The 12,985-nt window shown below is 45.3% G+C and carries 10 protein-coding genes; 2 read left to right on the top strand and 8 right to left on the bottom strand.

Going from position 1 to position 12,985, the window contains the following annotated elements; translation table 11 throughout:
• Positions 1-53: 53 nt before the first annotated feature.
• From GL182_RS19330 to GL182_RS19340, 3 genes are all read right to left on the bottom strand, one after another.
• Complete coding sequence (locus tag GL182_RS19330; RefSeq protein ID WP_163381430.1) at positions 54-1,019, bottom strand: HNH endonuclease; 966 nt, start codon at positions 1,017-1,019, stop codon at positions 54-56.
• Between the two features lie 308 nt (positions 1,020-1,327).
• Positions 1,328-1,915: a hypothetical protein gene (locus GL182_RS19335; protein WP_163381431.1), complete on the bottom strand. Its 588-nt coding sequence runs from the start codon at positions 1,913-1,915 to the stop codon at positions 1,328-1,330.
• 177 nt (positions 1,916-2,092) lie between these two features.
• Complete coding sequence (locus tag GL182_RS19340; protein ID WP_163381432.1) at positions 2,093-3,592, bottom strand: M28 family peptidase; 1,500 nt, start codon at positions 3,590-3,592, stop codon at positions 2,093-2,095.
• A 176-nt stretch (positions 3,593-3,768) separates the two neighbouring features.
• Here GL182_RS19340 and gcvP point away from each other — a divergent pair, with 176 nt between their 5' ends.
• Entirely contained in the window at positions 3,769-6,666 is a 2,898-nt protein-coding gene (gcvP, locus tag GL182_RS19345) for an aminomethyl-transferring glycine dehydrogenase (protein WP_163381433.1), read from the top strand.
• A 70-nt stretch (positions 6,667-6,736) separates the two neighbouring features.
• Here gcvP and fumC read toward each other — a convergent pair whose 3' ends face one another.
• The 5 genes from fumC to GL182_RS19370 form a co-directional block, all read right to left on the bottom strand.
• Positions 6,737-8,137, bottom strand: coding sequence for a class II fumarate hydratase (fumC, locus tag GL182_RS19350; RefSeq protein ID WP_163381434.1), 1,401 nt, complete (start codon positions 8,135-8,137; stop codon positions 6,737-6,739).
• Positions 8,138-8,250: 113 nt separating this feature from the next.
• Entirely contained in the window at positions 8,251-8,706 is a 456-nt protein-coding gene (locus tag GL182_RS19355; RefSeq protein ID WP_205603691.1) for a hypothetical protein, read from the bottom strand.
• 72 nt (positions 8,707-8,778) lie between these two features.
• The gene (locus GL182_RS19360) at positions 8,779-9,159 is read right to left on the bottom strand and encodes a RidA family protein (RefSeq protein WP_163381436.1); all 381 of its coding nucleotides are present in this window, start codon (positions 9,157-9,159) and stop codon (positions 8,779-8,781) included.
• A gap of 73 nt (positions 9,160-9,232) precedes the next feature.
• Positions 9,233-9,922, bottom strand: a complete 690-nt coding sequence (locus GL182_RS19365; protein WP_163381437.1) for a response regulator transcription factor — start codon at positions 9,920-9,922, stop codon at positions 9,233-9,235.
• Positions 9,919-11,634, bottom strand: a complete 1,716-nt coding sequence (locus GL182_RS19370; protein ID WP_163381438.1) for a sensor histidine kinase — start codon at positions 11,632-11,634, stop codon at positions 9,919-9,921. Before GL182_RS19370 ends, GL182_RS19365 begins: the two co-directional genes overlap by 4 nt.
• A gap of 198 nt (positions 11,635-11,832) precedes the next feature.
• On the opposite strand from GL182_RS19370, the gene lysA reads away from it, so the two are divergent.
• The coding region (gene lysA / locus GL182_RS19375; RefSeq protein ID WP_163381439.1) for a diaminopimelate decarboxylase at positions 11,833-12,985 on the top strand (1,153 nt) is incomplete at its 3' end.

Genomic DNA, 12,985 nt, shown 5'->3' on the forward strand with positions numbered 1-12,985 from the left:
TCCTCAAATGCCTGCTTTAATTTTGATTGTTCAAAGAAAAGGGTTTTAAACCCCTATTTTTTAAATATATTTTTTCTATGCCATATTAAATTCTTTTTCAAAGGCCAATAGGCCTCATTTAGAGGTAGACTAATCTGTTTGTTTTCAAAAGATTTGATCCCATAGCTTGATTGATGTTCGTTAAAACATTTTGAAACCAGCACCTGAAAATTTTCATCGATTGAAATCAAACCCCTGTCAAACGCTCGATGAAGATTTGGACATAAGGCAATGCCATTCTTAATGGTATCATCAAAACTTTTGCTAAATGGCTTAATGTGACAAGCATCAATCATGGATAAGGTAAGTGTCGCATCTATGCGCATCCCGGAAACTGCACAGGTATTATTATAAATTTTTGGAACTTCCCTTTTAAATAGGTCCCCTCTGATGAATATTTCTTCCTCATTCTGTTCTTGGATCAGGCTTTGAATTTCAGACCTATACTGTTCTGGTGATTCATTTAAAATTTTACTTTCAATTTCATCAAAAAACTTTAGCTGATTTTCTGAGGAAAATATGAAATCACTACTCTTCGAAGGGAAGTATTCATCCAATAAAAACTGTTGCATTACCATGTTACTTTTTGGATCTTTCATCAATGAAAATAAATCTTGATCCAAGAGCGCATAATCAACTGCTACATTTAAATTTGCAAAACTTCGCATGGAAGTCGATAAACGAATGATTTTTTCAAATCCCAATTTTGGAACGAGCTTCCAGAATTTTTCGCTTTTTAAATGAAAGAAAGGTAAAGCAAATAGGCAATGGTGATTTGTGGTTACTAATATTGCCCAGTTCGTCTTGAAGAACGCAACCAATTCAGGAGTTATACGAATATTATTGGAATCATTAATACCCGTTTGAAAGGTTTGTAACAAAGAAATTAAAAGAACAGGCTTATGAGGAGCGATACCATGTGCCCTGTCAATTCTTAGTTTCCGAAAGGCATGTAGATATTTCTGAAGCTTTTTTTCCACTTTTTAGCGGCTGATTGGATAAAAAAATAATTTAAAAGTTTACCAGAAGGGAAAATTTTTGTCCACAAGTTTTTTATTCCTTTCGTTTTTTAAGTCATCTACCTATAAAAGATATGCTTAACCAAAATGACATGTATTAGCTTCAAATAATATTGATTCGTACTCATTTTTAACTAAACTTTAATAATCCGAGGAATACCTTAATTTAATTAATGAAAATTCTACTACTTGAAACGTCGCAGGTACGCCCGCCCGAGAGATTAAAATTTCATCTAATTACCAGGTAACAAATACCTGAAATCTCCCCTTTACTCCTTCGGCGGATTGATCATGATATGGGCGCGGTGGGTGCCAGGGTCCATGATCCAGGGCATGCCGGGGGCTTCGGGCTTAAGGGCCAGACCGGTGCTTTCCTGGGTAGCCCAGGGGATGTAGACCACATAGCGCAGGTAGGTGTTTTTTACTTCTCCCTTCAGGGCATCATAATCTTCCGCTTCCGCAGTCAGGGCATATAAGGTGGCACCATCCTTGGGCATTGTGAGGCTGCCCGCTTTCGCCTCATTCTCCCTTGTGTCAAATATTTCCTTGAAGTTTTTACCCTCCTTTTTCAGTTCTCTGCCCCGCTCCATAAAGGGTTCCAGCTCCTGATGGTAGCAGGCTACATTAAAACCATCCGATTTGGGATCATCAGCAATACATACCATCTCATTGCTGCCTTCCCGCAAGATGGTCCAGTCGCCTTGGGCATCATAGCCATACACCATGGCTCCGTCTCTCAGGTCTTCAGGTGCTGCCAGAACGGCCGTCTTGATCTGCATGGCTTTAGAAGGTATCTGCTGTGCTTCGGCGTGAAAAAAAAGCAACAGGGTAAAAATGCTTAAGCTAAGGTTTTTCATGATAGGCTAAGGTTAGATAGCTGATGATGTATGGAGCTATCAAGATAGGAGCTATTTTTAGAAAAATAAAGGAAAAAGCAAAAAGATCAATCAGGCGGCCATCTATTTTGAACCAATAAATAAAAAAAGGCCGCCGAATGTACTCCGGCGGCCAGGAATATTACGATACGAAAGGCTTTACCTGTCCAATCGGGTATTGGTGCCATCCACTGGCGTACGGTGCTCCCGGTTGGCCAGGTCCCAGGCGGTATGAAAAATCAGCCGGGCCCGCTTCTCCATCAGGTCAAACTCGATCTTGTCCACCGTGTCTGAGGGCTGGTGATAATCGTCATGCACCCCGTTAAAGAAAAAGATTACCGGAATGTTGTGCTTGGCGAAATTGTAATGATCGGAGCGGTAATAAAACCGATTGGGATCATCCTCCGCATCATAGCGGTAATCCAGGATCAGGTTGGTATAGGTAATGTTGTTGTACTCGTTAATGATTTTGAGCTGGGAGGAAAGCATCTCAGATCCGATTACGTATACATAATCCTGATTTTCGGCATCCTGATACTCATAATCTATGCGCCCAACCATGTCTATATTGAGATTGTTTACAGTATTTTCCAGTGGAAATACGGGATGATCTGCATAATACTCCGATCCAAGCAATCCCTTTTCCTCTCCGGTTACATTCAGGAATAAAATGCTTCTCCTGGGCTTGTTGCCGTCTTTGGCTGCCTGGGCAAATGCCTCGGCAATTTCCATTACCGATACTGTTCCTGAGCCATCATCATCAGCCCCATTATTGATTTCTCCCTGGCTGTTAATACCCACATGGTCATAGTGAGAGGAAATCACCAGCACTTCGTCTTTCTTATCCGTTCCTTCCAGGTAAGCCAGCACATTCTCCGTTCCAACAATTTGCTTGTCCTTTTGTACCCGGTACCTGACCTTCTGGGAAGGGATGGCTTCCGGGTTATTTTTGGCAGCCTCTTTCAGTTCTTCCACGGGCGTTTCAAACAACTGGCTCATTTGTTCGGAACTGACCATAAATACCGGTTTGTGCTCGGTAGGTTTATCAAAGCCCAGGCGGCCCCTGCCCGAAAGGTTTTTGTACCGGTTGGCCATGCGGTCAAAATTGGCCTGCCCTTCCATCGTCACAATGATTACCCCATCAGCTCCGGCATCCAACACTAATTTGACCGCCTCAGCAGACCGGGCACCAATGGCCCAAAGACCCACCAGCTTTCCTTCCACATCCACCTTTGCCAGGTTTTCTTCAGATGACAATCCCAAAAAGACCAGGTCTGTCCTGTTTCTTCTCTTCATGTCCCCATCCCCAATAAATACAAAATCCTCATTCAGGACCAGGTCTCTCCTCCCCACTTTTAACTCTACTTTCTCCCAGCGCACACTTGAAAGTTCAAAAGGTTGCAGGTAGCTGCCGCCTACCGGTCCGGTAAGGCCCCTTCCCTGATAAAAATCAACCAGGTATTCCGCAGCCAACTTCTGGCCTTTTTCTCCAGTATCCCTGCCTTCCAGCTCATCGGAGGCCAGGTAAATCAGGTGTTTTTCCAGATCATCTGCCAAAATGGTAGCGGCGTATTTTAAAGAAAGGTCTTCCTGCCCCAGGAGGGGAAAAGAAAGCCCGGCAAACAGCAGTAAAGCTGCAATCATCGGTCTGTTTTTCATTATGACTGTTTAAACGATTATAAATATGGTAAACTGCAAACCTATTTCTTGACCAAACGGTTAATAAGAAGATATTTGAGGTTAAAATAAACACCTTAATTAGCTAATATTTCTACCTTTGCGTTTCGATTCAGGACAATTTGGTTCGGCCAAAAATAATCATATTTTATCTTTATATGAAAATCAACCTCGCTTCTTCGGAAAAATTTAAAAACAGGCACATTGCTCCCTCGGAATATGACATCCAATCCATGTTGGATACCATTGGCGTTTCTTCGCTGGAAACCCTGATTGATGAAACCATTCCCCAGAGCATTCGCCTGAAAAAACCACTTCAACTGCCAAAAGCCCTTTCAGAAACGGCTTTCCTTAAGAATTTTAAAAAAATAGCAGGAAAGAACATTTTATACAAATCCTATATAGGCCTGGGCTATTATGACACCCTGGTCCCTGGCGTAATTCAACGCAATATCCTGGAAAACCCCGGATGGTACACGGCTTACACCCCGTATCAGGCCGAAATTGCTCAGGGCCGCTTGGAGGCACTGATCAATTTTCAGACCATGGTCAGCGAACTTACCGGTATGGAACTCGCCAACGCCTCCCTTTTGGACGAAGGTACCGCTGCAGGAGAAGCCATGACCATGCTGCATGCCAGCAGGCCTCGAACCAAGAAACAAGCCAACCGCTTTTTTGTGGACGAAAAGGTATTTGAACAAACCAAGGAAATCCTAAAGACCCGGGCACTACCGGTGGGAATCGACCTTGTCTTTGGCTCGCTAAATGAACTGGATCTTACCGATCCCGAAATTTTTGGCCTGCTACTGCAGTATCCCAACGCAGATGGAGAAGTCATTGACTACAGTGATCTGGTGGAAACAGCCAACGAAAACCATATTTTTACGGCTTTCAGCACCGACCTGTTGAGTCTGACTTTACTGAAGCCGCCCGGAGAAATGGGGGCAGATGTGGTGATCGGCAGCAGCCAGCGATTTGGTGTTCCCATGGGTTTTGGGGGACCGCATGCGGCTTTTTTCGCTACCAAAGAAGCTTTTAAACGACAAATTCCCGGACGAATTATCGGCGTGTCCGTCGATAGCCACGGTAAAAATGCCTACCGCATGGCCCTGCAAACCCGGGAACAGCATATCAAAAGAGAAAAAGCCACTTCTAATATCTGTACGGCGCAGGTTTTACTGGCAGTAATGGCAGGAATGTATGCCGTTTATCACGGTCCCAGGGGATTAAAGGCCATCGCCTCCCGGACCCATGGCCTGGCTGTCATGACAGCAGATTGGTTGTCCCAATTGGGTTACGAGCAGGTCAATGAAACCTTCTTTGACACCATCCGAATCAAGGTAGATGAGGTCCAAAAGGAAAAAATCCGTGCCTTCGCCCTATCTAAAAAATTAAATTTCCGATACGAAAAAGAATACATTCTCCTTAGTTTTGATCAGGCCAAAAACAGGGCCGATGTAGTGGAGATTTATGAGGTTTTTGCCAAATCCACCAACCTGCTTCAGGTAGAAATTCCAGAGGTTCCAGATCAGGTAGAGGCGATCATCCCTGCGTCCTTGCAGCGGGTTTCTTCTTTTTTGCAGCATGATGTTTTCCAGCGTTATCATTCAGAACATGAAATGCTGCGCTACCTCAAAAGGTTGGAAAACAAAGACCTTTCCCTGGTGCACTCCATGATTTCCCTGGGCTCCTGTACCATGAAGCTCAATGCCACAGCAGAAATGATCCCGGTCACCTGGCCGGAGATTGGCCAGCTGCATCCCTTTGTCCCCCAGGATCAGGCGGCGGGCTACTACGAGATGTTTCAGGAACTGAGAAACTGGCTCAGTGAAATTACAGGCTTTGCAGACACCTCCCTGCAACCTAACTCCGGTGCCCAGGGAGAGTACGCAGGGCTGATGGTGATCCGGGCCTACCACCAAAGCCGGGCAGAAAATCACAGGAATATCGTATTGATCCCCTCTTCTGCACATGGTACCAATCCAGCCTCTGCAGTAATGGCAGGTATGAAGGTGGTCATCATCCCCTGTGATGAAAAAGGCAATATCGACGTAGCTGCATTCAAAGACAAAGCCACTGAGTACAAGGATCAGCTTGCCGCATTGATGGTCACCTACCCCTCTACCCACGGAGTATTTGAGGAAGCCATTCAGGAAATCTGCGAGTTGGTACACGAATATGGTGGGCAGGTATATATGGACGGTGCCAATATGAATGCCCAGGTAGGCCTGACCAGCCCTGGAATGATCGGAGCCGATGTCTGCCACCTGAACCTGCACAAAACTTTCTGCATTCCCCACGGAGGAGGTGGTCCGGGCATGGGGCCGATTTGCGTCGCCAAACACCTGGCTCCTTTTCTGCCGGGCAATCCACTTATCCGGACCGGGGGAACTGCTGCCATCAGTCCCATCTCTGCTGCTCCCTTTGGAAGTGCCAGTATCCTGCCCATCTCGTATGCTTACATCGCCATGATGGGAGAAGAAGGGCTATCCAAGGCTACCAAGGTGGCCATTTTGAATACCAATTACATCAAAAAACGGCTGGAGGTCGACTACCCCATCCTGTATACCGGAAGCAAAGGCAGGGCTGCGCACGAGATGATCCTGGACTGCCGGGGATTCAAAGATTGCGGAATTGAGGTCGCTGACATTGCCAAAAGGCTAATGGATTATGGGTTCCATGCTCCTACGGTTTCTTTTCCTGTGGCAGGCACCCTGATGGTAGAGCCTACGGAGTCTGAATCGAAAGCTGAGCTGGACCGCTTCTGTGATGCCATGATCTCTATCCGTCAGGAAATCAGAGAAATTGAGGAAGGTCGCTCAGATCAATCATCCAACTTGCTGAAAAATGCCCCCCATACCGCCAGCAGCATCATGACTGATGATTGGAGTTATCCCTATTCCAGGGAACGGGCAGCTTACCCGCTAGCCTTTGTGAAAGAGAATAAGTTTTGGCCGTCTGTTGGGCGAATTGACGCTGCTTATGGGGACCGAAACCTGATGTGTAGCTGTATTCCTACGGAGGTGTATGAAGAGGAAAACGAGGCAGTAGAGTAGGATAGTAAAGGTAAAAGCCCCTTCGCAGGAAATGTTGAAGGGGCTTATTTGGTTGTTATATAACCGAAAGTTATTTCAGGCTTCCGGTCATGTCTTCCGGTTTGACCCATTGGTCAAATTGCTCACTTGTCAGCAGGTCCAGTGCAATGGCCGCTTCGCGAAGACTTGTTCCCTCTTTGTGGGCCTTTTTAGCTATTCTTGCCGCATTTTCATAGCCGATATGGGTATTCAGTGCCGTTACCAACATCAAACTATTTTCCAGGTGACGCTGGATAAAGGGCTTGTTGGGCTCAATCCCGATGGCACAGTTGTCATTAAATGACACACAGGCATCTCCCAGCAGGCGGGCAGAGCTGAGCAGGTTATTCACCATCATGGGCTTGAATACATTCAGTTCAAAATGACCATTGGAACCCCCGATAGATACCGCAGTATCGTTGCCTATCACCTGGGCACAGACCATGGTCATGGCTTCAGCCTGGGTAGGGTTGACCTTTCCAGGCATGATAGATGAGCCCGGCTCATTTTCTGGAATCAATATTTCGCCGATTCCTGACCTCGGTCCGGAAGAAAGCATGCGGATATCATTGGCTATTTTCATCAGGCTGACGGCCAGTTGTTTCAAGGCACCATGCGTTTCCACAATGGCATCGTGAGCCGCCAGGGATTCAAACTTATTGGGAGCAGTTACAAAAGGGTTACCTGAAAAATGGGCGATCTTCTCGGCCACTTTTTCTGCATAGCCTTCGGGTGTATTGAGTCCGGTACCCACAGCTGTGCCTCCCAGGGCCAGTTCAGAAAGGTGCTCCAGCGTATTTTTGATGGCTCTCATGGCATGATCCAATTGTGCTACATAGCCGGAAAATTCCTGTCCCAGTGTCAGCGGGGTAGCATCCATAAAGTGAGTTCTGCCTATTTTTACCACCTCCATGAATGACTCGGATTTTGCCTTCAGGGTATCCCGGAGTTTTTGCACCCCAGGCAGGGTAGTCTCTACCACCATTTTATAAGCAGCAATGTGCATGGCCGTAGGGAAGGTGTCATTCGAAGATTGAGATTTATTTACATCATCATTGGGATGGATTTTCTTTTTTTCATCCTGAAGACTTCCACCCAAAAGTACATGGGAGCGATAGGCCACCACTTCATTGACATTCATATTGGACTGGGTGCCGGAACCTGTTTGCCAGACTACCAGGGGGAATTGGTCATCCAGCTTGCCGGCTAAAATTTCATCACAGGCTTTGACGATAATATCAGCCTTTTCCCTGTCCATTACCCCAAGGTCTGCATTGGTAAGGGCGGCTGACTTCTTCAAAATGGCAAAAGCATGCACTATTTCTATGGGCATCTGGTGTTTCACGCCCCCTATTTTGAAATTATTTACGGAGCGCTGGGTTTGTGCTCCCCAGTATTTGTCTGCGGGAACCTCTACCGGACCCATGGTATCTTTTTCTATCCTGTAATCCATCTGTGGTTTATTTGATTTTAAAACGATTGATCTGCTAAAATACGACAGGAAGGGCATAATCCATAAGCCCCGTTGGAATACTTGCCATTTAACTTAACCTGGTTTCTGATTTCTCAGGGGGCTCCCCTTCCGGCTTTCTGGTCCAACATATCGTGAAAAAGTAACTGACTTTCCCTGACCTTCCTGCGAAAATGCCAAAAAGCAAATCCGTAATTCCCCAATCCGGCCACGGCACTTAAAGCAGCCAGTTTCCAATCCTGGAATACGGCCAGAAACAGTACAGTGAGCAAAAAAGTAATCGCCCCCCAAAAGCTGAGAAAAAAGACCGTTGCCGGAAAAAAAGAATAATCCAGAGTAACCAGGCAGCCTTTTGCCAGGGGAGAGACTTCCCCTTTGATCAAAGGCAGAAAACTGTCTGCCTTGGCTATTTTTTTTGAAATCACAAAACGGCTGCCTTTCAGGCTACCGTTAAATACAACAGACTCCTCCGGCAATGCAACCACAGCGTCCAGAAAATTAACATTTCTGGTAGCCCTGTCCAACCGCTTGATCAGCTGTTGCTGGTCCATGGCGGACACGAATGTTTCGCTGTATGTAGGTGCCAGTTTCACCATTTCAAAACAAGGGAAAAAGAAGAAAGTTCAGGCCACGGCAATGCAGGAAATTTCTACATTGACATTCTTGGGCAGCCGGCTTACTTCCACCGTTTCACGTGCAGGGGGATTGGTTTTGAAATACCTGCCGTAGGCTTCATTTACCGTGGCAAAATCATCCATGTTCCTGACGAAAATGCTGCATTTGACCACATGGTCGAAGCACAGGTCTGCGGCCCTTAATACTGCCTCCAGATTTTTCATCACCGCATGGGTTTCTTCAGTAATGTTTTCATTGATTAATTCTCCGGTATCCGCATCCAAGGCAATCTGGCCGGATACATAAAGGGTATCTTTCACTTTTACAGCCTGGCTGTAAGGACCGATAGGCTCTGGTGCTTCTGAAGAACGTATGATTTCTTTACCCATGATTGATGATAGTTGAATGAAACCACAAAGTAAAACTTTATCTCCGGATTTATCAATTCAACCGTAAAAGTTCCTAATTGGCCACCAGCTTAAACCCTTCCCCATGCAGGGTTATGATTTGGACACTTTCATCCGCTTTCAGCAATTTTCTGATTTTACTGAGGTAAACATCCATGCTTCGTGCGTTGAAATAGCTGTCGTCACCCCAAATCTGTTTCAGCGCATTGGATCGGCTCACATTTTCGTTCAGGGATGCTGCCAGAAGCCTCAGTAGTTCATTTTCTTTGGATGTCAATTTATGCCAGCCATCGGGAGCTTCCAACTGTTGCTTGTCATAATGCAGGGTAAAATTGCCAAAAGTATAGGTTTTCAGCGCCGCCTTTTCCCCCTGGTGATGGGTTCTCCTCAAAATCGCAGCAATTCGCATGAGCAATTCCTCCATGCTAAAGGGCTTGGTGATATAATCGTCAGCCCCAATGCGAAAACCCTGAATCACATCTTCCTTCAGGTTTTTGGCAGTAAGGTAGATAATGGGAACATTCTCCTCTACTTTACGGATTTCCTTGCCCAGGGTAAAGCCATCTTTTTTAGGCATCATTACATCCAAAATGCACAATTGGTAGTAATCTTTTTTGTATTTGTTCCATCCCTGCTCCCCATCCCTGCACAGGGTAACATCAAATCCTTTTACACCCAGGTATTCCTGCAAAATATCTCCCAGGTTAGGATCATCTTCCACCAGTAAAATTTTGGTCTTGCTCATTGTTTTGAAGGTAAGTTGATGGTAAAAATACTGCCTTGCCCTGGTTCACTCTCTACCGATATGTTGCCATGGTGAGCTTCCACCATGGTTTTGACATAAGACAGGCCCAGTCCAAAGCCCTTGACATCATGGATATTGCCTGTAGGAACCCGGTAAAATTTATCGAAGATCTTTTTCTGGACTTCCTTGTTCATTCCTATTCCGGCATCTTGTATGGTCAATTTAAACTGCCCCATACTTTCCCTGATGGCGATCCTGATTCTGGGTGCCTCTTTTGAATATTTATTGGCGTTATCAAGTAAGTTGTTGATGATATTGTTCAGGTGGAAGGGATCCGCTTCAATGTCTTCGTTTGTTACCTGATAATCCGTTGAAATCAACCCCCCTCTTTTTTCTACCAACAACTCAAAGTGCCCTTTGGCTTCTTCTACTGCTGCTATCAAATTGATGGATTCAATTTCCAATTTAAAATCCTTTTTATCCAATGTAGCGGCCTGCAAGACCTGCTCCACCTGTTTGCCCAATCTGGAATTTTCATCTTTGATGATGCCCAGGTACCTCTGCCGGATCGTAGTCTTGCCGAAAAGGTCAGGATCCTGCAAGGCTTCAATTGCCAGGCTAACGGTAGAAATGGGAGTTTTGAATTCATGGGTCATGTTATTGATAAAATCATTCTTGATTTCCGAAATTTTCTTCTGTCTGATGATGACCCTGATGGCATAAATGAAACAGATAATGATAATTGCCATAAACAACAAGGAACTGGACAAGGGTAAAAACACCTGTTGCATCAGGTAATTTTCCTTATTCGGAAAATAAATGACCAGAAAATTTTCAAGCCCCAAAAGATCACTGGGAAAAAGCTCTGCCTTGATACCTCTGGTTTTGAGAAAATCCAGGTCTTCCACTTCTCCTATGCCAAAGATATTGTTTTGACCATTGATGATCCCGAGTTCAAAAGGCTGATCAATATTCCTATTGACCAATTGATCCTTTACTTCCCTTCTCACTCCTGCGGTATCAATCCGATTCAAAATATTTTGATTGCCCTGGGAAAGCAGTTGGTGAATCACCACCTCGACCAACTCAATTTTCATGTTTGCCTGTACAATGCTTTCCGCCACATTTCTGGAAACGTTGAATTCTTCAATGATAAAATTCTGGCGGTTATGGGCATATTGCCGCTTGCTGATGTAATTGTCCTGCTTGCTGAGAAAATCCAGGTAACGCTCTTTTTCCTGAAGCAGGATGGCCAATTCATCCGGAGTAAAAAGCGTAGATGCCACAGAAGGTGACATGTAAAAGTACTTTTCTATCTGGCTGAAAGTCTTGGGCTCCCCTTCTTTGGAAGCGATTAATTTGCGGAATGTGGAAGAAATCTGGGGGAGGTTTTGGTCAAACAAAGAGTCTATCATGGACGGGCGATTGACGGCCACCTGCCGGTGTCTGACCTGTACCTGAATGGGCTCTATGGGTTCAAGCAGCGCTTTTTGAAACAAGGTATCCCTTGCCAGCGAGCTCAAAAGAATATCACTGGTCTCACTTTTTTCCAGGCGTTCTGAGGTTGAGGCCAGGGCCTGAAAGACATTTTGCTCAAATCGCTCTTCATTAATCTTCAGCACATTGCCTACCCAGTAAAACTGAAAGGCTATCAATCCCAGGCTGGCCAAAGACATCAGAAAGACAATGATTTTAATGCTGGCTTTTGACATGGTACAAATCTAAACGATATACTGCTCTAAATCATTTCCTTAACTTTTTTTAACACATTACCATTAAGAACGGGCAGCCTATCCCTTTAGGAATAATAACCCCATTTGACCTGCCAAAATTCCCCTTGGAAAGCTGCATTCAAATTTGATTTTAAGTTTAACCTGCTTTATCTATCTTTGCCAGCTAAATCAAAACCTATGGAAATCAAAAACCAGCAATACAGCATTCAGGGTATTCCCCTACTGGATATCGCCCATAAATACGACACACCCGTTTACGTGTATGATGGGCAAAAGATCCTCCAGCAGGTAGCAGCCTTAAAAAAGGCATTTTCCGCAGTAAACATGAAAATCAAATATGCTACCAAAGCCTTATCCAATATCAGCATTTTGCAGTTGATGCGCAAGGCAGGTACAGGGGTGGATGCGGTCTCCATAGAAGAAGTAAAAATATGTCTGCATGCCGGCTTCCTGCCTTCAGATATCATGTACACCCCAAACTGTGTGGATTTTGAAGAGATCAGACAGGCAGTAGACCTGGGTGTGATGGTCAATGTGGACAATATACCCATGCTGGAACATTTTGGGACCGAATACGGCAATAGCGTCCCGCTCTGCATCCGGCTAAACCCTCATATCCTGGCCGGTGGCAATTCAAAAATATCCGTAGGACACATTGACAGCAAATTCGGGATTTCCATTTTGCAACTGAAGCATGTGCTTAAAATCGTAGCGGCTTATGAGCTCAATGTCGTGGGCCTGCATGTACATACCGGTTCGGATATTTTGGATGCTGAGGTTTTTCTGAAAGGTGCAGAAATCCTGTTTGATGCAGCCAGAGAATTTGCCCACCTGGAATTTTTGGACTTTGGTGGAGGGTTTAAAGTAGCTTATAAGGAAGGAGATATCTCGACCGACATTGATGATGTGGGTAAGAAGGTATCATTGGCATTTCAGGAATTTTGTGAGGAATATGGCAGGGAGCTGGAGATCTGGTTTGAGCCTGGTAAATTTCTCGTAAGCGAATGTGGCTACCTGCTGGTAAAAGCCAATGTGGTAAAGCCTACCCCGGCTACCACTTTTGTAGGGGTGGATTCGGGACTCAATCACCTGTTGCGGCCCATGATGTACGATGCCTATCATGGTGTGGTCAATATTTCCAAACTGGATGGTCCGGAGCGGGTATACACCATTGTGGGCTATATCTGTGAAACGGATACCATTGCTGCCGACCGAAAACTCAAAGAAGTTAAGGAGGGAGATATTCTTGCCATCAAAAATGCAGGTGCCTATGGCTACAGCATGGCCTCCAATTACAATTCCAGGTTCAGACCGCCAGAGGTACTGCTGC

Origin of the sequence: Cyclobacterium sp. SYSU L10401 (assembly GCF_010993705.1) — a bacterium.
GTDB lineage: Bacteria > Bacteroidota > Bacteroidia > Cytophagales > Cyclobacteriaceae > Cyclobacterium.

Bases quoted from the DNA above. Each gene is read 5' to 3' on its own strand.
- GL182_RS19365 (WP_163381437.1), bottom strand. From the start codon at position 9,922: ATGAGCAAGACCAAAATTTTACTGGTGGAAGATGATCCTAACCTGGGA.
- GL182_RS19370 (WP_163381438.1), bottom strand. From the start codon at position 11,634: ATGTCAAAAGCCAGCATTAAAATCATTGTCTTTCTGATGTCTTTGGCC.
- GL182_RS19360 (WP_163381436.1), bottom strand. From the start codon at position 9,159: ATGGGTAAAGAAATCATACGTTCTTCAGAAGCACCAGAGCCTATCGGT.
- fumC (WP_163381434.1), bottom strand. From the start codon at position 8,137: ATGGATTACAGGATAGAAAAAGATACCATGGGTCCGGTAGAGGTTCCC.
- gcvP (WP_163381433.1), top strand. From the start codon at position 3,769: ATGAAAATCAACCTCGCTTCTTCGGAAAAATTTAAAAACAGGCACATT.
- GL182_RS19335 (WP_163381431.1), bottom strand. From the start codon at position 1,915: ATGAAAAACCTTAGCTTAAGCATTTTTACCCTGTTGCTTTTTTTTCAC.
- GL182_RS19355 (WP_205603691.1), bottom strand. From the start codon at position 8,706: ATGGACCAGCAACAGCTGATCAAGCGGTTGGACAGGGCTACCAGAAAT.
- GL182_RS19340 (WP_163381432.1), bottom strand. From the start codon at position 3,592: ATGAAAAACAGACCGATGATTGCAGCTTTACTGCTGTTTGCCGGGCTT.